This is a genomic window from Bacillus sp. FSL W8-0183, assembly GCF_038006825.1.
Lineage (GTDB): Bacteria > Bacillota > Bacilli > Bacillales > Bacillaceae > Bacillus > Bacillus altitudinis.
This window is the reverse complement of the sequence record NZ_JBBOVY010000001.1, coordinates 994477-1017393: the sequence shown is the minus strand read 5'-3', so window position 1 is coordinate 1017393 and position 22917 is coordinate 994477. Positions and strand designations below refer to the sequence as shown.

At 40.3% G+C, this 22917-nt stretch carries 20 protein-coding genes and 1 tRNA gene; 5 read left to right on the top strand and 16 right to left on the bottom strand.

What is annotated here, in order from left to right; genetic code table 11:
* Nucleotides 1-30 precede the first annotated feature (30 nt).
* Both NSQ64_RS05295 and NSQ64_RS05290 read right to left on the bottom strand, forming a co-directional pair.
* Nucleotides 31-2937: a 5'-nucleotidase C-terminal domain-containing protein gene (locus NSQ64_RS05295; protein WP_341015424.1), complete on the bottom strand. Its 2907-nt coding sequence runs from the start codon at nucleotides 2935-2937 to the stop codon at nucleotides 31-33.
* 82 nt (nucleotides 2938-3019) lie between these two features.
* Nucleotides 3020-6382: a CheR family methyltransferase gene (locus NSQ64_RS05290; RefSeq protein WP_341015422.1), complete on the bottom strand. Its 3363-nt coding sequence runs from the start codon at nucleotides 6380-6382 to the stop codon at nucleotides 3020-3022.
* A 144-nt stretch (nucleotides 6383-6526) separates the two neighbouring features.
* Between NSQ64_RS05290 and NSQ64_RS05285 the strand changes: the two genes are divergently transcribed.
* Nucleotides 6527-7171: a spore coat protein gene (locus tag NSQ64_RS05285; RefSeq protein WP_017366909.1), complete on the top strand. Its 645-nt coding sequence runs from the start codon at nucleotides 6527-6529 to the stop codon at nucleotides 7169-7171.
* A gap of 29 nt (nucleotides 7172-7200) precedes the next feature.
* On the opposite strand, the gene NSQ64_RS05280 is transcribed toward NSQ64_RS05285, so the two are convergent.
* Nucleotides 7201-8076 carry a hypothetical protein gene (locus NSQ64_RS05280; protein WP_138278319.1) on the bottom strand — a complete coding sequence of 292 codons (876 nt, stop codon included), beginning with the start codon at nucleotides 8074-8076 and terminating at the stop codon, nucleotides 7201-7203.
* A 154-nt stretch (nucleotides 8077-8230) separates the two neighbouring features.
* Nucleotides 8231-8737, bottom strand: a complete 507-nt coding sequence (locus NSQ64_RS05275; protein WP_008349054.1) for a YhcN/YlaJ family sporulation lipoprotein — start codon at nucleotides 8735-8737, stop codon at nucleotides 8231-8233.
* A 153-nt stretch (nucleotides 8738-8890) separates the two neighbouring features.
* On the opposite strand from NSQ64_RS05275, the gene NSQ64_RS05270 reads away from it, so the two are divergent.
* Entirely contained in the window at nucleotides 8891-9307 is a 417-nt protein-coding gene (locus tag NSQ64_RS05270) for a hypothetical protein (protein WP_045034826.1), read from the top strand.
* A gap of 34 nt (nucleotides 9308-9341) precedes the next feature.
* Here the strand turns inward: NSQ64_RS05270 and NSQ64_RS05265 are convergent, their stop codons facing one another.
* Nucleotides 9342-9722: a hypothetical protein gene (locus NSQ64_RS05265; protein ID WP_268381617.1), complete on the bottom strand. Its 381-nt coding sequence runs from the start codon at nucleotides 9720-9722 to the stop codon at nucleotides 9342-9344.
* A gap of 94 nt (nucleotides 9723-9816) precedes the next feature.
* Between NSQ64_RS05265 and NSQ64_RS05260 the strand changes: the two genes are divergently transcribed.
* Entirely contained in the window at nucleotides 9817-10908 is a 1092-nt protein-coding gene (locus tag NSQ64_RS05260) for a GGDEF domain-containing protein (RefSeq protein WP_039169236.1), read from the top strand.
* Nucleotides 10909-11119: 211 nt separating this feature from the next.
* Nucleotides 11120-11320 (top strand): cold shock-like protein CspB, encoded by a 201-nt coding sequence (cspB, locus tag NSQ64_RS05255; protein WP_008349061.1) that lies wholly within the window; start codon nucleotides 11120-11122, stop codon nucleotides 11318-11320.
* Nucleotides 11321-11434: 114 nt separating this feature from the next.
* On the opposite strand, the gene NSQ64_RS05250 is transcribed toward cspB, so the two are convergent.
* From NSQ64_RS05250 to queG, 9 genes are all read right to left on the bottom strand, one after another.
* Nucleotides 11435-11794 (bottom strand): hypothetical protein, encoded by a 360-nt coding sequence (locus NSQ64_RS05250; RefSeq protein ID WP_017360371.1) that lies wholly within the window; start codon nucleotides 11792-11794, stop codon nucleotides 11435-11437.
* A gap of 13 nt (nucleotides 11795-11807) precedes the next feature.
* Nucleotides 11808-12332, bottom strand: coding sequence for an NAD(P)H-dependent oxidoreductase (locus NSQ64_RS05245; RefSeq protein ID WP_008358701.1), 525 nt, complete (start codon nucleotides 12330-12332; stop codon nucleotides 11808-11810).
* A 17-nt stretch (nucleotides 12333-12349) separates the two neighbouring features.
* The gene (locus NSQ64_RS05240; protein WP_041507548.1) at nucleotides 12350-13969 is read right to left on the bottom strand and encodes a DHA2 family efflux MFS transporter permease subunit; all 1620 of its coding nucleotides are present in this window, start codon (nucleotides 13967-13969) and stop codon (nucleotides 12350-12352) included.
* Between the two features lie 39 nt (nucleotides 13970-14008).
* Nucleotides 14009-14641, bottom strand: coding sequence for an HlyD family efflux transporter periplasmic adaptor subunit (locus NSQ64_RS05235; RefSeq protein WP_007497037.1), 633 nt, complete (start codon nucleotides 14639-14641; stop codon nucleotides 14009-14011).
* Between the two features lie 363 nt (nucleotides 14642-15004).
* A complete protein-coding gene (gene yhbH, locus NSQ64_RS05230) occupies nucleotides 15005-16168 on the bottom strand; it encodes a sporulation protein YhbH (protein WP_007497035.1) in 1164 nt (387 codons plus the stop codon).
* 140 nt (nucleotides 16169-16308) lie between these two features.
* Complete coding sequence (locus tag NSQ64_RS05225; protein WP_017360374.1) at nucleotides 16309-18204, bottom strand: PrkA family serine protein kinase; 1896 nt, start codon at nucleotides 18202-18204, stop codon at nucleotides 16309-16311.
* 443 nt (nucleotides 18205-18647) lie between these two features.
* Nucleotides 18648-19121, bottom strand: a complete 474-nt coding sequence (gene trmL / locus NSQ64_RS05220) for a tRNA (uridine(34)/cytosine(34)/5-carboxymethylaminomethyluridine(34)-2'-O)-methyltransferase TrmL (protein WP_003211950.1) — start codon at nucleotides 19119-19121, stop codon at nucleotides 18648-18650.
* A gap of 43 nt (nucleotides 19122-19164) precedes the next feature.
* Nucleotides 19165-20067: an amidase domain-containing protein gene (locus NSQ64_RS05215; protein ID WP_019743970.1), complete on the bottom strand. Its 903-nt coding sequence runs from the start codon at nucleotides 20065-20067 to the stop codon at nucleotides 19165-19167.
* Between the two features lie 61 nt (nucleotides 20068-20128).
* Nucleotides 20129-21277 (bottom strand): tRNA epoxyqueuosine(34) reductase QueG, encoded by a 1149-nt coding sequence (gene queG / locus NSQ64_RS05210; protein ID WP_268356814.1) that lies wholly within the window; start codon nucleotides 21275-21277, stop codon nucleotides 20129-20131.
* Nucleotides 21278-21360: 83 nt separating this feature from the next.
* Between queG and NSQ64_RS05205 the strand changes: the two genes are divergently transcribed.
* Nucleotides 21361-21957: a hypothetical protein gene (locus NSQ64_RS05205; protein ID WP_445684637.1), complete on the top strand. Its 597-nt coding sequence runs from the start codon at nucleotides 21361-21363 to the stop codon at nucleotides 21955-21957.
* 96 nt (nucleotides 21958-22053) lie between these two features.
* On the opposite strand, the gene NSQ64_RS05200 is transcribed toward NSQ64_RS05205, so the two are convergent.
* Nucleotides 22054-22127 (bottom strand) — tRNA-Gly (locus tag NSQ64_RS05200).
* 127 nt (nucleotides 22128-22254) lie between these two features.
* A complete protein-coding gene (locus tag NSQ64_RS05195) occupies nucleotides 22255-22911 on the bottom strand; it encodes a hypothetical protein (RefSeq protein WP_251185306.1) in 657 nt (218 codons plus the stop codon).
* Between the last annotated feature and the right edge of the window lie 6 nt (nucleotides 22912-22917).

Genomic DNA, 22917 nt, shown 5'->3' with positions numbered 1-22917 from the left:
GTTAACTCCTTTGTCTTTGCTGATGATTCTTTAGCTTGCTGCTGCCTTTTCTTCTTGTTTCGCTTGTTGAATTCGGCCCTCTTTTTGATACACAATAGAAGCTCCCTCGAAGCTCTTTACAAAAGCGACCGTTGCTTCTAAATCTTCTGGGCCTGTTTCAGGATTTTTCCCTAGCCGCCCAATCGGTGCATACTTACTTCCAGTGGCAGTCGCCATGAAGTTGTTCACTGTGAGTGTATACGTTTTATCGAAATCAACGGAAGAACCATCAGGCAGTTTTAAGTCGACTACTTTATATGTTAACGGATTGTACGAATAAGAAAAGCCTGAAATGCTATAATCCGGTCCAAATTGAGGAGATATTTGAGCTTCAATGATATCAACTAAATCTTTCCCCTTAATGTCCAGCTTCACTAACACATTTCCAAATGGCTGAATATTAAAGAGGTCTCCCCAAGTAATGGGTCCTTTTTCGAGATTTTGTCTGATGCCGCCACCATTCATCATGGCAAAGTCACTTTTCATTGAATATCTCATGCCATCCGCAATGAGATTGCCAAGTGGTGTATCACCATCATTTGAATAGCCGCCCTCCATCTTGACCCCTGCTTCTCCAACCACCTCACTAATAATCGGCTCCACTTCTTTTCCGTAATGAGCTAAAATGTCCGCTGCTTCCTGATCCTTTTCAATACCAGCCTGGTCTACATACTGGATGTTTGCACTCTTTTTGACAATATCCTTTGTTTTCCGGTCAAGTGTGACATTGACTTCTCCAATTGCCTTTCCGTATTCAAAGGCTTGGACAATTAATTTTCCATTCACCTCTCCATTGACCACTTCGTGATTATGTCCAGCGAAAATGACATCAATTTCGTCATCACCTTCTTTGGCAAGCCTTGCGCTTTCTCCAGTAATGGTATCACCATTTTGAGAGGCGGTCATATGAGCCAGAACTGCGATCGCTTTAATCCCTTTTTGCTTTAATTCCTTCGCTGCTTCATTGACAGCTTGGACTTCATCAGTAAATTGAATGTCTTTAATTCCTTCTGGCATGACCATACCTGCCGCTGATGTTGTCACAACCCCGATAAAAGCCACAGGAATTCCTTCGACATCCATGATTTCATAGGCCGGTAAAAGTGGTTTGCCAGTATCCTTATATTCACAGTTTGCACAAACAAGCGGGAAGTTCTGCCCATCGTACCCTTTTGTGCCTTTCGGGTGATCTCCACCTTTTAAGATGCGCAATAATTCATCTACACCTTCATCAAACTCATGGTTGCCAACTGTCCCAACATCAAAGCCGATGTTCTCCATTAGTTCAACCGTTGGTTCATCTTGTAAAAGAGACGATATTGGCGAGCTTCCGCCTATCATATCTCCTGCATGAACTGTCAGTGTATTTTTTTGCGCAGCTTGCTTTTGTTTTATATAAGCCGCCACATAATCCATCCGTCCATATGTTCCTTTACTGCCATCACCTTTTACATCCAGCTCATATTGCTGATCAATTTTCCCATGCAAATCATTCATGCTTAAAATGGTTAATGGGACTTCACTAGATGATTCTGACGCCTGATATCCAGCCTGCTCTGCTTCTTCTTTAGAAGCAAAAAAGATACGTTTATCTACATCGATCTCATTCCAGCTGTCAGGTGATACGTAGGTTTTTGCAGATGAATCACCAACATAACGTGTAAGCCCTTTTTTCTGCTCGCGTGCTCTAAATTCAAACGGCTGTTCTAACAGAGGATCTTCTTCATTCCAAATACCAAGCCCTTTTTCCTTGGCATCTTTCACTGCTTGCTGAAACATCTGATACTCTTTTTCATCTCCAACAGGCCAGATGAAATAAGTAGGGGCATATCCTTTTTTCACAAGCTCTAGGTTCGTATTCAGCCCTTTTTTGGTTTTGACTTGAGCTAAAAGACGTCCATATCCATCCTTTGCTTCCGGGCCAATCTTTAATGTGACTCGATCACCACTTGAAAGGAGCGTTTTTAAATAATCCGTCGCTTTTTGTCCAAAGCGCAGCTGGTTTTGATCTAATTCATTTTTTGGCTTGTGGTAGGTTTCTGGTGTGTCCATATTCACGAAGCGTACCTTTGTTGTGCCGAGCACAGGCTTCTTCAAATGAATGGTATCTCCATCCACAACACGATCTACCGTTGCCTCATATTCTTTTTTGATTTTTGGCGGCTTTGGCTGGTGCTTCAGCAATTTGACATCGGTTTTGTGTCTTGGAAGTACTTGCAGCGTATCATATCTGCTTAAAACGCCAGTAAACTCATACCATTTTCCGGTCTTCACTTGATCAATGGCACCCGTATCAACCATGACTCTAAGGACTGTACTATGATATTTTTTATCAATGATGACCACATTGTATCCACCGCCAGCTGGCTGATCTGGCGCTTGTTCTACATAGCCTTTTACCTTCACTAATCTTCCTTCATATTTGCTTGCCTGATCCGATTCCAATTGTTTAATGGAAACTTTCTTTGGCGAAGGCAATGGCTGATTCACAGCCTCTATCTTCAGACGATCTTGATCTGGCACAATTTCAACGAGCCCTTTATAAGTCGTCACCTTGCCAGTCACCGTGACCTTCATGCCTGCTTTCAGTTCTGGAAAATTCTTAGGCTGCGCAGAATAAATATTGAGACCAGCTGTTTTGTCTTGAATATATGTTGATAGTTTCCCATTCCCTATAGCGGATTGATCTGCTGTTACGATTCCGCTCACCGTTACCGTTTCTCCTATCAGTTTTCGGGCTTTTTTTATGTTCATCGGCTTTGTTTGTTTCCATAAAGTCTCCTTTTTCTCAGAAGAAGAAAACGCCTCAGCTGTCATGATACTAGGCAGTAAAGATTGCAGACTAAATATCACCAAAATCAAACAACAGACCATTCGAACGGATTGTATACGTTTCATTAGATTTCTCCCCTTTGGACTTCATCTCTTCTAGTGTACAAAGCAATTATTAAAACTGGATGGATTTCATGTAAAGCTGATCTCAATTACTTGGAAACGTAATAATCACACGTGTCCCTTCAAAGCTTTTGCTCTCAAAACGAATGGTACCGCCATGGCTTTCAATAATCTTAATGGTCATCATTAATCCAAGACCCGTGCCTTTTTCTTTCGTTGTGTAAAAAGGTTCACCTAATTTCCCAATCTCCTCTTCTGGTATGCCCTTTCCTTGGTCTTCAAATATCAGCATCATTTGGTCGTTTTTCAATAATGAAGTCACTTGGATCACACCTGTTACTCCATCCATCGCTTCAATTCCATTTTTAAGAATGTTAAGGAACACTTGTTTCAATTCATTTGGAATGCCTTGAATATGTGGCAGTGAGGGCGCCAGATTCTTTTGAATCGACACTCCTTTTAAGACCGCCTGAGATTCAACGACCATAATGACTTCTTCGAGGAGAAGATTTACATTCACCGGTTCAAATTTAACAGATTTACTTCTAGAGAGCACAAGGAATTCGTTAATAATAGACTCAAGTCGATTAAACTCTGACATCATCACATCAGCATAATCTTTCTGATACTTTTTACTTTGAATCATTAGCTGTAAAAAGCCTTTTAACGACGTAAGTGGGTTCCGTATCTCATGGGCAATACCAGCTGCAAGCTGTCCAACTGCTGACAGCATTTCAGACTTCATCAGCATTTTCTCAGACTGTTTTTGACTTGTAATATCCTCTGAAATCCGCATGACAGTAGACTGCATTTTGTCAGGGTCATCGATTCGGTGTAAAGAGACTCTTTCCCATCGCTCACGCCCTGATAAGTCCTGAAAATACAGCTCACCTGTCCAGCTGCCCTCTCTTAAACACACGTCCCATTGTTTCGCTAGATCATCACATTGACACAACGCATAATAGACAGAAAAAATATCTTTTCCGATCAAGTCATATTCATGCTGTTGTACAAACTGACAAAAGCGCTGGTTGACACACTGAATGACACCTTCTCCAGTTGCCACCACAATATGAATATGGCTGTTATCAAGTGCTGTCACCGCAAGATGAAGAGCCTGCTTCAATTTCGTCATTTCGGTCATTTTGATCCAGGTCATCACTGCTCCCTCGCGATCTTGATCATAGAAAGGCGTCATATGAACCGTGAATTGTTCTCCTTCGTTCGTTTCAATTTCACGTTCGATCACGCGCCTATCTGAAATGACAGATTGAATATCATGATAGAGCATTTCCTTCGATAACTTCTTCACCATCGACTGAAACGTTTGCTGGTGCCGGGTTTGAGCTGAAGTGAATAAAGAGGTAGCTGTAGGAGTGTGATAGCGAATATTCATTTCCCGGTCCACAAACAACGTGGCAAGTTCTGGCTTCACAGACGGCTGGTACAGTTCTTCTCTTGTCACCTTTAAATTGTTTATAATATTAATAAAATGCTCGTTTGTTTTCTCGCGCACTTCTATTTGCTTGTTTTTTTCTTTTAATTGAGCCCTTGCTTCTTGCTCCTTTTGTTTGACCTCATTGAGCTCGTTTTCTAAATCGACAATTCGCTGTTGATAAACCGAATTCTGCTCTAACATCCCTTTGTCCCTGCCGTTCTTTTGATTTTTTCCTCTCTCACTCTTCCGAATGAGAATGACGTATACTCCTTTAAAACGGCGATCAAAATGTTTCACTGTGAAATCAGCATACTGCTTTCTTCCATTTTCCGAAATGAGGACATGTTGAAAGACAACCTCAGTCTCTTCAGTCCACACCTTTTGAAAGCTTTGACTTAGTATCTCTTTCATATAATCAGGGGTTACATATTCACTTAATTCATCTGAGACTTCTGTATGCGCTAAGAAAGAATAGGCACCGTTTGATATCGCGAGGATTTTCTCGCAATCGTCTATGATGAAACATGCATCATACTCCTGATCTACTTCTTTCATATATTGGACAGCTCGTTCTTTTAACTCCGTATGACCTGCATTGTATTTAGGAACGTTTGAGTGGGTGTAAATGTTCCACTTTTCATTGAACAAATGAAATAAACGAGGGATATTGGGTACCTTTTCATTCGGTCCTAATATCAACATCCCTTGATCCTTTAGTGCATATTGGAATCGAGATAAGACTCGTTTTTGTACTTCTGGCTGGAAGTACATCAGAACATTTCGGCAACTGATAAAATCGAGGTGGATAAAAGGTGAATCGATCAATAAATTGTGAGGAGCAAAGACTATATGTTTTCTAAGCGACTGCTTCACAATAAAAGCGTCACCTTTTTTTTCGAAATATCGCGCCCTCCATTTTTCTGGCATCCGTGCCATAGACTCAAGCGAATAAACACCTTTGCTTGCACTTTGGATGGCTTTCCGATTGATGTCTGTTGCAAACACTTGAAGTTCAATGGACACTTGTCTTCGTTTCATTTCTTCTAAAAATAACATCGCAAAAGAATAGGCTTCTTCACCTGTAGAACATCCTGCAATCCAAATGCGGCATCGAGATTTCCCATTTTTCAATGTATTATCAATGATCGACGGAATGATGTGATGTTCACATACTCGAAAGGCTTCCATATCTCTAAAAAAGGAAGTCGTGCCGCTTAAAAGCTGTACATGCAGACGATCAAGCTCATCTGGTTCTCTCTCTAATAAACGATCGTACTCGGACAATAAGGAGATCGATTGGTTCGCACTCCTCATTCTTTTTTGAATGACAGAGAGCAGCCTGCGCTTCTCATAGGTTGAAAATGCAATTCCTTTATGCATTTCAAGACGTTCAATGATTCTGATCAAAACAGGGTCTGCAACATCTGTATGCGGAACGTTGATGATGTTGGCTATATATGACGCAAGTGCAGAAGGGTCTTGAAATGTTTGATGATACATACGATCAAACCCACTATTTGTCTCACTGCACGATATGGCTGTACCGCCTTGCTCAACGATTTGAAGTAAACCACTTCCTACACAATAGCCTTTTTGAAAAAAGATCGCATAGGCCTCTTCCTTTTGCACATTGGCAAGTGACTGAAACAATGAATTTACAGCACACGCCTTGTTCGTAGGATGCTGCTCTGTTATGTGTAGCCGTTTGTCTTCTGTCAATGTCACAGCTGCATGCTGCGGACAAACATAAATCGTATTTTTCATGACTTTATCACCATGCTTAATCGGCTTTGCCCGGTAGCCAATCGGTAAAACAAGTGCTTCCAAATCAGTTACACAATCGCCTGTCACATGATTTTGCACAACAATAAAAGAGGCATTTAATTCATGCGGAAATGATTGAAAAAAAGCCTCAAGATGATGCTGTTCAAACGGCGAAACACCGATGCCAATCACTGGTGCCTGCACATGTTCGTCTTCTATCAAACGATTAATGATTTTGTCCTGCATCTGGTACCCCCATGTTCATTCGTCTGATACATTTTTTCGACAAAAAGGAAGAAAACCCTCTAATTGTAAATAATGTTTTTTGCATGAAAGGAGGAAAACTTCCTCACATTAAAACAGACTGTATAAACAGAAGGAGGATTCTTTATGCAAAACGATCAGCAACCAAACGTTCAAGGACATGTCCAACAGCCCCAATTCAATCATGGCGGGCATGAGTTATTTGATTTACATGAGGTATTAGCAGGGACCATTAATATTTTGGATCAATACATGATCTTTCGGCAATTTATCCAAGATCCCGCATTATCCGACATGTTAGATCGACAATATCAATTTGTATTGTCCCAGTACAACGTCACGGTAGATTGCTTTTCTACTGGTCAAAAGCCTAGTGAAGAAACATCTACTTATATGATGAAAGAACAGACACAGGTGACATACGGAATAAAACCATCTCAGCCTAAGAAGCCTAATCAATCAATACAGGATGTAAAAGATGCGGGAATTACAGGGCATATGCTTGGTCTCATGAAATCTCATGCTGGATTACTCTCAATGACTGCATTAGAGGTCACAAACCCTGTGGTGCGACGTGTGCTTGCAGCGCAAATCCCGAACTTTATTGAAATGGCGTATGAAATTTTCTTATATCAAAACAAACATAGCTATTATCAAGTTCCGCAGCTTACAGCGCAAGATATGCAGGCGATGACGTCTACATTTGCCCCTATGCAGGGACAAGTGCAGATGCCGCCAAGCAAAGCCAATCAGCAAAAACCGCTTCATTAACCAAAAACAACGGCCGACCTATTTACAGGTCAGCCGTTGTTTCTTTGATAATTCAGTTTAAATTGCTCTTCAAAATCTGTGAGACGTTGTCCTGTCGCTTGTTCAAATCCTCTATCAAAACGACTAGTTTTCGCCGTTTCCTCCATGATCTCATGTATGACATCTCGTCCATAAAGCTGCACAAGCTCATAGATCATATAGTAGCTTTGTAAATAAACATCTGTCTCATACGTCGTGCGAGATTCTTGCCAGTCTTGATCAGAATAAAGAGATTTAAAAGGAATGACGTCAAACCGTTCAGACGTGGCGTTCAGCACATCATAGGCCGTCCATTCTGCTGTTCCTTCATGGAACCAAAGGGGAAAGACGACTGGAGATACATTGTATGCATGCACCTTTTCATAGAAAACAAAATGGGCATACTCATGAATGAATAACGTGTTGAAAAAGTATAAAGGCAGTGTCTCTTTCTTCAACAATTCTTCCCGTTTATCTGGGTATAATCCAATCATATGATCAACATCAGAATAAAAACCTGTAATATGCTTGATACCGGCAAATTGCTCAATCGTCTCTTTATCATCAAAATAAATGATATCTAACGGTTTGTCAGCTTCATACTGAAACACTGACATCGTTCTCTTCTTTGCCTGTTCCAGCGCTTCTATGGTCAAATCGACAAAGGCGCCCTCATCCTTTGCATAGTAGATTCGAATATGTTCATAGACTTGCTTATTGAGTCCTTCCGTTAAGACCGTTTTAGGCGAAGAATGCTGCTCTAGATATTGCTCTGCCAGCTGGAATCCTACATAAATCAAGTACGCAGTGAACGCATAAAAAATCAAACCTGCTGCAATCATTCCGCTTACAAGTTTTTTATGAATTAATGACGGTTTTGCTTTCATTTACTCCCCACCTGAATTCATCCTGCAACCTCTTTCTCTCTATGAAAAAACAAAGATCAACAAGAGGTGATATATTTTTTACTTTATGCAGTCAGGTGCGCAAGGTGCGGTTCCAAACAAAAAAGCCGCATATGACATACGGCTTTTGTCGTAGCTATTTTGATTCAGGGAAGACACGTCGAACCGTTTCAGTAAACTCGTCGAAGAATCCTGAAATTGGCTCTCCACTTCTAATACGTTTTCCGTACCCTGCCATACGATCGACAAAGTCTGGATTAGCAGATACATACACATTATCAATTTGTTGATCCGTCGATTTGACTTTGTCAGAAATTTTCTTTTTCAAATCGTCTGTTACATCTCCGCTTTTATTGCCTTCAAGCACGACAGCAACAAATGCATTTTTCCCTGTGACAAGTACGTTCGCTGTTTTCACTTCAGACATGTTGGCAACAAGCTCTGATGCCTTATCTGCCACTTTCACCTTCTGAGGTGTTTGCACATTTGGTTGATCCTGTCTCATGTTGTCGTTCTTATATGTGACATTTTCGTACTGTCGTTTCATTGTTCCTCTTCGTTCATCGCCTTGGTTGTTCATTCCACACCCAGCAGTGATCAATGTTGGAACGAGTAATAAAGATAGCATCCATTTCTTATTCATCAATTTATTCCCTCCTTTTGCTCATAGGTTTTTCATCCAGCAGACTTTTTATGCACACATCCTCTATTTCAGCAATGAATTCATAAATCAGCCTTGATTGGTCATCCTAAACATGATGAAGAAGTATCATCACGATCAAATGGAGGGATTCGTTTGTTTAAAAAGAGAAAAGGTATGAGTACTGGTGCAATGATCGCAGCATCAACAGCCATCATTGCATTATTTTCACCACTATTACGGAGAAGACTAAGCAGCATGACTCAAATGAATTTGTCCTCAACGATGAAAGGCAAAGATCAACACCATCATGAGTCATCTCGTCATGAGTCCCATTCACATTCACGTAAAGACTCAAAAGGCACAGCTGAAGTAGGACAAATGATCAAGCAAGCATTCACCGCTGTCCAGCCTAATGAAACAAGCCAACATCAAACATCATCAAAAACATACCAAACTCATCAGCCGCCGAGAGAGTCTTACGCCCAGTCTCTTCACATTGATGAAAGTGTCATGAATGTAATGGATGATGAATCTATTCAGCAAGTACTCAATGACATCGAGCACAAATAACTAAAACAGGAGCCTTTTTTCAGAAGGCTCCTGTTTATTCTCCTGAAAAATGCTCTTTCATCATGATGCAGAAGGAAGGCAAGAAGGTGATTTCGATCGTGATAACAAACCGTTCCACACCATCTAATAGTATCAACAGCTCTTTTTCATGCTGCCGATCCTTTTTTATTTCTACATGTCGCACAGTTTTAAAGGCATATACTCCTAAAACGGATGCGTCCTTTTTTCGAACAGCCTTCAAAGAAAATTCTTGTACTCCAAGAGACATCGTCACCACAAATCGCTCTTTCTCATTCTCAAACCGAAACGTTAGATCTTGATATTCAATGGGCATATCTCGTTCAAATCCTTCATCAGGCCACGTCTCAAAAAAAGAAAGCCAGTCCGTTCGATCTGGAAATTGTTCCCTCCTCATTTTAAACCCCTCATAAGTGAAATTTTTATTAATTATCTTGTTTCCCCTTTTCTTTTGCAACAAATTTTAGTAATTTTAAAAAGGTGATTTTATTTTGCTAAGAGACCTCTTTATTAATTTAACAATTCTTGTCACTTTCCATTATTTATTGATGCTTGTGTTTAAAGAGAATTTTTTAAAAAAGGAAGACACCCTGCTCAGACAAATTTATAAAGGAATGATTTCTGGGTTACTCGGTGTCCTCTTAATGTTTTTCTCTATTAAAGCAGGACCAGCCATCATCGATTTAAGACATATCCCCCTTATTTTAACGGCATTTTATGGAGGCATTGCACAAACGTTCATTGCAGCCTGTGTGATCATTATTGGCCGATTATTAATCGAAGCCAATGTCGCTTCTTTCATTAATATTTTTTCCATGATATTTATCGCCACAGCTTCTTTTTTAATTGCTGAGCGTCATATCAATCACGTCGTAAAAATGCTGTTATCTATTACCATGAGCAACGTCATAGCGACGATTTTATTTATCATCATCGTCAATGAAAGATCATTTGAACTGCATGCTGCCTATTGGATGTTCTCGTATATTGCCGGTTTATTTAATTTTTATGTCATTGAGCATCAAACAAAAGCGTATCAGATGTTAAATTTGTATAAATTCCAAGCTCATTATGACTTTTTAACTGGTGTTTTAAATAAACGGAAATTCGATGAGATATTAAGTGATGCTTTTTCTCTGAACTTAAAGCAACCTATCCATCAAATGTCCTTGATTTATCTAGACATCGATTATTTCAAAACCATCAATGATCAGTATGGACATCATGAGGGAGATATCGTTTTAAAAGAAATCGGAACAAGGCTGATTAAAAACACAAGAAGCTCTGATTATATTGGGCGGATCGGCGGTGAAGAATTTGCTGTGCTTTTACCGAATTGTTCCGTTGAAAAAACATGGCAAATTGCGGAACGTTTACGAAAAAAAATGGCGGATCAGCCAATTTATTTACAAAACGGAACATCGATTCACATTACGGTGTCAATTGGATGTGCTTATGATGCAGGAACAAGTGAAAACATGAAACAATTACCGATTATTGCAGACCAGGAGCTCTATAAAGCGAAGCAGTCAGGCAGAAACCAAGTGAGCTTTTCTGGACGAAAAAGAGAACACTTAACATAGGCTTTTTCCTCAATTTGTTAGCGCTAATTATTTTTAAAAAAGTTTTCGTATAACAGTTGTTTTTTCCCGCAAACACTGGTAAAGTAAAGGTAATTATTTTTGTTCGTATCATCTTTAAGAAGAAAGTTTTGAAAGAGTTTTCGTCTTTGAAGTTTGTGTAAGAGCAAGAATAGTGAATTTAAGCGTTAAGATCGCTTTAGGAGGAAATTTCATGTTAGAAGGTAAAGTAAAATGGTTCAACTCTGAAAAAGGTTTCGGATTCATCGAAGTAGAAGGTCAAGACGATGTATTCGTTCACTTCTCTGCTATCCAAGGCGAAGGCTTCAAAACTTTAGAAGAAGGTCAATCAGTTTCTTTCGAAATCGTTGAAGGTAACCGTGGACCACAAGCTGCTAACGTTAACAAAGCGTAATTTAAGAGCATCTGCTCTTTTAGCACTTTATAGAGTGAAGGAAAACCGCTCGGCTTTTAAGCCGGCGGTTTTTTTGTGCAATAAAAAAAGAGAACCTGACGAGAGGTTCTCTTTTTATTTGTCCTTCTGCTTTAGTTTCTGTAAAGCAGAACGATACATATCATCATTCATTTTCGTCTCTGGTTCTTCTTCTTTGACAGGTGGTTCTGGCTGCTTAAACTTTTGAAGCGCCTGTCTATAGAAATCATCACCTGACGGAGCATCATCTGTCTGAGAAGGCTCTGACGCTTTTTCTTCCACTTCAGGCTCTACAGGTCTCGCCGCAACTTCTGGCTCGCTATGCGGCACGTCAGGATGATTCGAAACATCTTCTTTGATCTCTTCCTTCTCGGCCGAAGCGTGTCTGACATTGAACGCTACTAATCCGATAATGACTAGAACAGCAGCTACTAACGCTACAATAATCGTCGCCAAAAGAACCCTCTCCTTATCGCTTAAATGACGCAGTGACTGATGCTACACGTCTTCCTAATGCTTTCCCCAGCTCAATGCCTTCTGCAGAAATCACTTCATCAGAATCAATCGGGCACGTCACACCTGCTCCATAATAAGAACCGTATAACGCATTTTCTGGAACATTTCCAGGAAGGCCGACCACAAGCATCCCTTGATGGAACATTGGCGTAATCAAATTATGCATCGTCATTTCTAATCCGCCGTGTGTTGTGGCAGTGGTACAGAAAACGGCACCGACTTTATCGATGAGTTTTCCTTCTGCCCATAAATACCCAAGACGGTCAATCCATGTCTTTAATCCAGAACTAATGGTACCAAAGTGACCAGGGCAGCCCCAAATGATTGCATCCATTTGATCAAGCTTGCGGATATCCGCATCTTTCACATGATCAATGAACACTTCAGCTTGCTCTGTTTCACCTGCGCCAGCTGCAATCGCTTCTGCAAGTGCTTTTGTATGGTCACCTTCACTATCGTATACGACATAAATTTTCATGTACGGTCCCTCCACACTTATCTTGCATCTTGGTTTGCTTCCTTAGGTGCTGGAAGCAATGTCATTTCTTGTTTCTTATCCTGCTTTTCTTTTCGCTTTTTATCCTTACGTACATCTCGCAGGAACAAGCTGAGAATCACACCAGCTGCACAGAATAATGTCACCCACATGTAAGCATCATTGATGCCCATCACATTGGAATCAACTTGTGCTTTCGTAAAGAGCTGGGTCGACACATATTTTTGAGCAGCTTCTGCTGTCATGCCCATATGGTGCATCACATTAGAGACAGCCGCCTGGAATGAATTCATAAAGAACGGGTCAGCTGTATTCGTTTGATCTGCCATATTGGAATAATGGAATGTCGTGCGATTTGTATAAATCGTCGTGATCAAACTCGTACCGATCGAACCACTGATTTGTCTCAGTGTGTTTGACATCGCTGTACCATGACTGTTTAAATGCTGCGGTAATTGGTTCATCCCAGCAGTCATGACTGGCATCATCAAGAGTGACATACCAAAGGCACGTACTGCATACATGAGCACAATGTGACTATAAGATGTATCAATCGTCAGCCTTGTAAACTCGTATGTGGTGACAACCGTAATCAGCATCCCCACAATGGCAAGTGGACGAGGTCCAAATTTATCAAACAAGATCCCTGAAATTGGAGACATTATGAGCATCGCAAGTGCCCCTGGAAGCATTAATAGCCCCGATTGCAATGCAGTAAACCCAACGAGGTTCTGCAAGTAGATCGGTAGTAAGAACATCCCAGTGTATAAGGCAACGGTAATAATAATGTTGATAACACTTGATAATGAGAAAATGCTGTATTTAAACACGCGGAAATCAAGCATCGGATTATCCGCTTTTAGCTGTTGGAAAATAAAGAGAATGATCGCAATCGCACCAATGATAATCGTAGATAAAACGATTGGATCTGTCCAACCATCACTTCCCGCTTCACTCACTCCGTATAGAAGCGAAGCAAAACCAACGATCGACAGAATCGCACCAAGAGTGTCCAGCTTGATTTTTTTAGGCTCTACAATATTTTTAAACATAAAGAAAGCCGCGATAATGACAATCGCACCGATTGGTACAAGTCCATAAAACATAATACGCCATGAATAGTGTTCAATAATATAACCAGATAACGTTGGTCCGACAGCTGGCGCAAACATCATCGCAAGACCAAAAATCCCCATTCCTTTCCCTCTGTTTTCTGGAGGGAAAATAAAAAGGATTGTTGTCATGACGAGCGGCTGTAAGATACCGCCACCGACTGCCTGAATCAAACGACCAATCAGCATCGTAGAAAAGTTTGGCGCAATACCGCAAATAAAAGTCCCTAGTGTAAATGAAATCATCGCCACGAGGAATAAGCTGCGCTGGCCAAAACGTGTGATTAAAAACGCAGATAACGGAATGAGCACACCGTTGACAAGCATGTAACCTGTTGTAAGCCACTGAATTGTCGTCGCACTCACATTAAATTCAGTCATTAAATGGGGCATGGCTACGTTCAAAAGCGTTTGGTTTAAAATCGCTACGAACAAACCGGCCATTAAAATGATCAGTAAAGACAAGGAGCCTGCTCCCTGTTTTGTCGCTGCAGGTTGATTTGCCATCTCAGACAACCTCCTTTCATTTTTTGATATCAGTCATCATTAAGAAGAGATTTTGACAGAAGCATTCATACCTGGAAGTACTTTGTCAGATGGATTTTTAATTGAAATTTTCACTGCTACTTTTTGTGTCACTTTCGTGTAGTTACCACTTGAGTTTGTTGCTGGCAGCATATTGAATGTTGAGTTTGTTGCATAACCAATTTGTTCAACAGTTCCTTCAAATGTTGTATCAGGATCGCCGTCTACAACGATGTCCACTTTGTCACCTTTTTCAATGTTCTTAATGTCTGTTTCTTTAATATTCGCTGTAATGTAAAGCTTGCTTAGGTCAATCGTTTCACCAAGAACTGTCCCAGGCTGCACTTGTTGGTTGTTTTGTACTTCTTTTTTGACTAATGTGCCATCAGCCACTGCTTTAATGTTTGTTTTTGCTTCTCCTTCAACTTTTGCAACTGTGCTGTCTTTTTGCACTTCGTCACCTTCATTGATGTCCCAGCCTTTGATTTGTCCAGCTGCTGGCGCTGTAATTTGGTACATGTCACCTGTCACTTTTGCTTCATCTGTTTTTACGAAGTTTGTGCTTTCGTAGTAGTAATAAGCACCTCCGGCAATAATGGCAAGAATCACAATAAGGCCAATAATATTCGTTAGCAATAAACGCCCTCTGTTCATGTTTTGTTTCTCCTTTCATGTATAAAAATATAGTGTCATCTGCTTTAGCAAACTTAGAATGCCCATCATCTGACAGATTATGAAACAAGCTCATAGAGCTGCCTGTTTCCCCTTTTTCTACTCCGCTGAAAATGGTGTGCAGCCCATTTATACTTATTGTTCACTTATGAGCAAAAAGCAGAAAAAGAAGAAAAGACAATCGGCATCTTTTTTGAAAAACTTATATTTAACAAGATTAAATATTAATAAATGAAAATTGAAATGTCAAAGAGAAAGTTTTACTTTTTTTCTGGTGATCCCTTCCTTCTCCACACAAAAAAACCTTTCAGCCCTTATGCTGAAAGGTTTTTTTGAATGTTCTCTTTAAGAAAGAACTTCTTCCTGCTGAAAAAATTTTTTTAATGCGAGAAAAACGTCTGATTTTTGCTTCAAAATATAATGCTTAAATTTCTCATCCTGAATATGTTTATATGCTGACATTAACGTAGAATGCCGATTATATTGATTCACTTCACCATAACAAAATAAATTGGCTTTTTTCATAATTTCAGAAACGAGCTTCACGCACCGTGCATTATCTGAGGTCAAATTGTCACCATCAGAAAAATGGAAAGGATAAATATTATATCGTGACGGAGGATATCGTTCGTCTATGAGCTCTAGTGCCTTTCGATAGACAGAAGAACAAATGGTTCCCCCGCTCTCTCCCCGAGAAAAGAAGTGCTCCTCGTCTACGACCTTCGCCTCTGTATGGTGGGCAATGAATTCGATCTCGACTGTCTCATACTTTGTCCGCAAGAAACGTGTCATCCAAAAGAAAAAGCTTCTCGCCATATATTTTTCCCAAAGCCCCATACTTCCGCTCGTATCCATCATCGCTAGGACAACCGCTTTTGATTCTGGTTTGGTGACTTCATTCCACGTCTTATACTTAATATCCTCTGGATAAATGGGATAAAAGGAAGGGCTTCCTGTCATGGCATTTCGTTTAAATGCTGACAGCATGGTTCGTTTTTTATGGATATTACCGGTTAACCCCGTTTTGCGAATATCATTAAACTCAATTTCCTCGACAACGATATCATCAAGTTCCTTTTGTTTAAGATTTGGTAGCTCCAGCTCACGAAATAACGCTTCCTCTAAATCCATTAATGAGACTTCTGCTTCGTAATAATCATCACCGGCTTGATCTCCAGCACCTTGCCCCTTTCCCTGCCCTTGCTTACTGTCAGATCCATCCCGAGCGACCACATCGCCAACCTGGCTGTCTCCATCCCCCTGACCTACATGCTTATTCTTATCATAGTTGTACCGAATTTTATATTCATCTAAAGAACGGATCGGAATTTTGACCACATCTTTGCCATTAGACATGATGATGCTTTCCTCTGTGACAAGATCCGGCAAATTGTTTTTAATCGCCTCTTTGACTTTTTTCTGATGACGCTGCTGGTCATCAAAGCCTTTTCGATGGAGGGACCAGTCTTCCTGAGACACAATAAACTGACTTTTTTCTTGCCGGGACATCCATCCCCCTCCTCACCTTTTTGGACAATTCTTGTACCCATCGATTCCATTATCGTATGCTGGCCGTCGTCGAAATGACGATGATTTTTAAAAAAGACATTACCGGTGCTAGTTTGCGCCAATAATGCCTCCTTCATTTATTAACGATTCAGAAGACTGCCTACATATTTTAAGAGTTCATTTGCACTTGTAGAATTATAGCCATGCTCATCAATCAATCGCGCCACTACTTCATTGACCTTTTTCAACTGTTGCTCATCCGGCGTTTTCGTCGATGTCGTAATTTTCACGACATCTTTCAAATCGGCAAAAAGCTTCTTCTGAATAGCTTCTCGTAATCTCTCGTGAGAATTATAATCAAAGCGTTTGCCCTTTCTCGCATAAGCCGAAATCCGAATAAGGATTTCTTCTCTGAATGCCTTTTTGGCGTTTTCAGAAATGCCGATCTGTTCCTCAATTGAACGCATGAGCTTTTCATCAGGATTCATTTCTTCACCTGTTAACGGATCACGCAGTTTGTTTTTATTGCAGTACGCCTCGACATTATCTAAGTAATTATCCATGAGAGTTTTCGCAGACTCCTCATAGGAATACACAAATGCCTTTTGAACTTCCTTCTTCGCCATATCGTCATACTCTTTTCGTGCGACAGAAATAAAATTCAAATATCGTTCCCGATCTTCACTTGAGATCGATGGATGCTGATCGAGTCCTTCTTTTAAGGAACGGAGGACATCCAGTGCATTGATGGATTCCATGTTCTTTCGAATAATAGTGGATGAAATGCGGTTAATGACATATCTCGGGTCAATTCCGCTCATTCCTTCGTCATGAAATTCCTTTTTCATCTCATCAATATCAACTGATTGGAAACCTTCGACACTTTCCCCATCATACAGTCGCATTTTTTTCACCAAATCGATATCAGACCGCTTCGGCTCTTTCAGCCTTGTCAAAATAGAAAACATCGCAGCCACCTTTAGCGTATGCGGTGCAATATGAACATCTGAGACATCACTTTCTGAAATCATCTTATGATAAATGCGTTCTTCCTCTGTCACCTTTAAATTATAAGGGATCGGCATCACAATAATTCTTGAGTGTAAAGCCTCGTTCTTTTTATTCGAAATAAATGATCGGTACTCCGTTTCATTCGTATGTGCAACAATCAATTCATCCGCACTAATCAACGCAAAACGCCCCGCCTTAAAATTTCCCTCCTGCGTTAATGAAAGAAGATGCCATAGAAATTTCTCATCACACTTTAACATCTCCTGAAATTCCATCATTCCACGGTTCGCTTTATTGAGCTCTCCATCAAACCGGTACGCACGCGGGTCTGACTCTGAACCAAATTCAGCAATCGTTGAAAAATCAATACTTCCTGTTAAGTCAGCAATGTCCTGAGATTTCGGATCCGACGGGCTGAAGGTACCAATGCCGGTCCGTTTGTCCTCTGAGAAAAAAATTCGTTCCACTCTCACATCCTCAATGCGGCCACCATATTCCTCTTCGAGCCTCATCAAGTTCAAAGGTGATAAATTCCCCTGCACACGTATGCCGTATTCTCTATAGAAATCCTCCCGCAGATTTTGCGGAATGAGATGAAGCGGATCTTCATGCATTGGGCAGCCTTTAATCGCATAGACTGCGCCATGATCTGTCAGTGAATACTCTTCAAGCCCTCTTTTCAGCCTTGTGACAAGCGTCGATTTCCCGCCGCTGACTGGTCCCATTAACAATAAAATACGCTTTCTGACATCTAAACGTTTAGCCGCAGGGTGAAAATACTCTTCCACTAGCCTTTCCAATGATTCCTCTAAACCAAAAAGCTCCTGATCAAAAAATTTGTAGGTTCTGACCCCATTCTCCTCTTCAATCCCGCTGTCCTTAATCATATGATAAACGCGAGAATGAGCAGATTGAGCGACAAGTGGATTTTCTTTAATAATATCTAAATATTCGCTGAAGGTGCCTTCCCATTTCAGTCGCTGCTCTTCTTCTCTGTGCTGTTCAATTTTCTTTAAAATATCCATATGAACCTCCTCTTTCAAGATTGAAGCTAGAAATCAGATACTGTTTTACAATCTATGCGGAGGCGTCCTATTACATGCTTTCGTTCTTCAAAATGACGAATTGGCAAACTGAATTGACAACCATCCGCAAGACCCTTCATAATAAAGGAAAAACAGGAGAAAAATGATCTTCATCTCCTGCTTTTCAAGGCGAACTTCACAACATATGAAACCGGCAGCAAAGGAACAAAGGGATAAGGGGGAGCTTATATGAGAACGGTCATTATGATGGGCGTCATCATTACGTTTTTAGTATCCATTTTCACAGCTGGCTACGAAGGCAAGCCTGGTAAATGAAAAAAAGGATGTTCCATCAGCGGAACATCCTTTTTCATTTCGTTCATATTTTCAGCACTTACATATTCACTGAAAGCGAGATGGGATCTCGGCTTTTTATCATGTTCTTATATCAAATCTCGGTATTGCTGCTGGCGAAGCGCCTCATACACAAGAATCGCTGCCGTATTCGATAGATTCAGTGAACGAACATGCTCTGTCATTGGTAAACGTAGACAGCGATCCATATTCCGTTCAATCAAATCTTTTGGCAATCCACTCGTCTCTCTGCCAAATACGAAAAAGTAGTCTTCATCTAGCTGCGAGTAATCGAACGTTGTATGCGGCTTTTGCCCAAACTTTGTGATGTAGAAAAATTGCCCCTTAGGATGAGCCTCAAACAATTCATCTAATGAATCATGATAGACGACATTGGCATATTTCCAATAATCGAGTCCTGCACGCTTCAGCATTTTATCATCTGTCGAAAAACCAAGCGGACGAATCAGATGAAGTGTTGTATTTGTTGCTGCACATGTACGCGCAATATTTCCAGTATTAGCTGGAATTTCTGGTTGATATAAAACGACATGAAGTCCCAAAAAAGTTCACCTCTAATTTTCTTTTCCGCTCAACATTATACCATTAACTATCCTTCGGAGCATCGTCCAAAATGTGAAAAAACGTATAACGAATATTAGGTGTATAAGCCGTTGAATCTTCATACGACCAGTAACGCATACGGCTGTCATACGTTTGTGCATTCACAAGAGGCATTCCGCCTTTATCATGATCAACGACAATGGTTGTATGATTATACCTACCGTCACCCTCAAAATCGTAACAAATAACATCACCTATTTGAAGCTCCTGCGGCTCCTTGAGCTTCTTCGCTCTCAACCCCGCTTTGGAATTTGCTAAATAATTTTTCATCGAATGTGCCACCGTCCAGCTGTAGCTCCACGTATGTGGACGAACCCACCAGCCAGATCCACGGTTCGGATATCCTCTCGTTGGCGCATTCCCTGCTTTTAGACATTGTGAAATAAAATTCGTACAGTTATCTTCAAAATTTTTATAGGCTGGATTCCGTTTATTCCAATACGTCTCAGCATATTGAACAGCTGCACGCCGGTCATAGTGAAAAGCTCTTCCAAATTGGTCTTCATTTTGGAAGCGCTCATCCACCTGATCTTCCTTTTGTCGTTCTTCTAACATCATCCGATCTTTCACAAGCATGTCGTTATAAAGAAACGCTTCTCTTTTCTCAACCTGTTCCTCTAAATAAAAAGAATCGTCTATATCCTTACAGACATAAGTGAGGTGCGCGAGATATTGTACTTGCTGAGCTCCATCATCTTGAATAGCTGAATCGAGAAGCTTTGCTTTTGCTTTCGCCTTGACAATCTCAACTTGTCTTCTTGCAAACAGCTCTTTCTTTCGCTCCACAGCGTCCACATCAGACATCAGCTGGGGCTGTTTGATCGTACTGCCATTTAATAAATATGCCAGTCTGTCTTCTAACGTTTGTTCTAATAATTGTTTCACACAGACACCACCAAACTTTTTTTAACATCTCTGTTTGGTTCATTCTATGTTCAATGGGAGGTTATTTAGTATTTAAAGGTGTTTGTAACAATTCAATCCCTTTGATGATCTCTTGTTTTGCTTCTTCATCACTTTCCCGCTCAAGGGCTTTTTCGAGTTCTGAAAGCTGCTGACCATCGCCAATTTTACCGATTGCCCAAGCAGACGTGCCTCGAATGACCGGTCTTGGATCTTTATGCATCAGTTCAACCAAATCTGGCAAAGCAGATGCATCTTTAAAGTGAGCAAGTGCCAAAATGGCATTCCGCTGAATAGGCTTTTTCCCTCGCCATGATCCAGAAACATGACCATACTTCTCTTTAAACTCACGATTGCTGATTGTCAGCAGTGGCTTTAAGAGCGGCTTTGCAATTTCAGGATCTGGCTCCATTTCAGGATGTAGATGAAAGTCTTTCCCTTTATTAATTGGGCAGACCGTTTGGCACGTATCACATCCATACAACCGATTCCCTATTTTCGAGCGAAATTCGTCAGGTAAAAACCCTTTTGTCTGTGTTAAAAACGAAATACACCTTTGAGAATTGAGCTGGCCTGGATTCACAAGAGCACCCGTTGGGCATGAATCCACACATTTATTACAAGTTCCGCACTGGTCTTCCATTTTCTCATCCGGTTCAAATGGAACATTTGTAATCATCTCAGCCAAATAGACATAAGATCCGAACTCTGGTGTGATAATCATACAGTTCTTTGCACTAAAGCCAATGCCAGCACGTTCGGCTACAGCACGGTCAGACAATTCACCTGTGTCCACCATTGATTTTGTCCGAATATCTTCGTGTTTACTGCGCAAAAATTCTTCAAGCATGTCGAGCTTTTTTTTCAGCACAACATGATAATCAGTTCCCCATGAAGCCCTGCAAAAAATCCCTCTTCTTGCATCCTTTGTACTTCGGGGAGCATCTTTCATTTTAGAAGGATATGCGAGTGCAATGGCGACAATTGATTTTGCTTTTGGAAGCAGCAAAGCAGGATTTGTTCGTTTTTCGATATCAGGCTCTTCAAAACCGGACAAATACCCTAACGATTCATGTAAGATGAGGCGGTCCTTTAATGAATCAAATGTATCAGCACTTGCAAATCGAATTTTATCGACACCAATTTCATTCGCATATTGAATTAACTCTTCTTTTAATTGTCCAACATGAATCACCTTGCAAACCTCCTTTCTTTGTTTCTTCAGTTGTTTTCAGTATAATACGAGTGTATCATGACCGATTGGAGTGAGTCACTGTGAAGATACAAATGGAAATTTTCCAACCTCAAAGCCCGTCTATCCATGTTGGACAGATTGAATATTCACATATTGAGATAGGAAAATCCCCTCAAATGTTAAAAGGCCGACTGCGCCTGTTTCAAGAATCTTTGTTTTTTGAATATGAAGATCAAACTTTGGAAGAAGTACCAGCGATCAAAGAATGGACGAATCTTCTAGAAGATGTCCCCTTTCTTCCACTTCTTGCTGATATTCAAAAAGAACAATTTATTGACTCGACCAATTCCGTACAGGATTTGTCGATATTTTTTTCATTAAAATATTTCTTGCCTATCCTTACATTAGATGCCGATCAATTGAAAGGGCCTCTTTCATTATCCAAAAATGAAACTGGTCATATTGAATGGCAGGATGGCGCAGAGCTTAAAGGGTTATTTTCTCAAGCAAATAAAGCTCAAATTTCTCAAGACACAAAAAGCATTCTTCAAATCATTCTCTTCCCACCATCTATTTCCCGGGAAAAGAGTGAGGCACTTATACAATCCTTGACGAAGATGTTTATACAAATACATGGTGGAGAAAGCAAATATGAACTCATTGAAAAAGCACTGTAGGTGACAGTGCTTTTTACATTATACTGACATAATAAAAAACGCAACACTTCGTTTATCTATGAAACGAAATACTGCGTTATAAACAAAATTATGTATTGGAGCGGGTGATGAGAATCGAACTCACGACATCAGCTTGGAAGGCTGAGGTTTTACCACTAAACTACACCCGCATCAATCTTTTAAAGACAACATCATTGCGTTGACTTTTATTATGTTACAACTTTCTTAACAATTCGTCAAGAGAATATGAAGATTTTTCGTCAAAAAAATTCATATTCTCCATATATATCACGATAGTTATTTGTCTAGCTGGATATAAAATAAGTAGGCATGTGACTTATTCTTCAGCGCTTGCTTAGGATTTTTCTCAATCCTTTCAAGCATCGGTGAATTCCCGTCTTTTCCCATTGCCGCTGTATATGCAATCAGTGCCTTTCCTCCAGAAGAGACTTTGACAGTATCAGATTGTGCAGAAAAAACATAATCACTTATTTTGAACGGAAAACTTGCTGTTGCTTTTGTCATTCCCTCATTCTTGTTGTCTGACCACATACTAAATTGTGATTCATATGTATCTTTCTCATCTCTTAATTGTAAAAGTATATTCATCGTTTGGTCAGTTCCATCCTGATGTAACGTAAAAGTCGAAGAAGATGATTCCTTATCAACTAGCCGGCCATTTTTGTAGTGGCTCCCGATAAACGTAATACTCTTATCATTCTTCGTTAATCCTTTAAGTGTAAGAGCTACTATTTCATTCGTCGTTGATGCCTCTAGTAAGTTTTTTTCTTTCTTTGTCAATTTCATTTTTTCAATCGTTACTTGGTTTTTAGAGTCAGACTCTGTTTCTATTTTAGAGACCGTTTTCTCTGTCGTTGTTGTTTCTGCAGCCTTCTCGCCGCATCCTGCTAATAGAAAAACAGTAAATAAAAGAATGCTCCATTTCTTAATCATTGATAT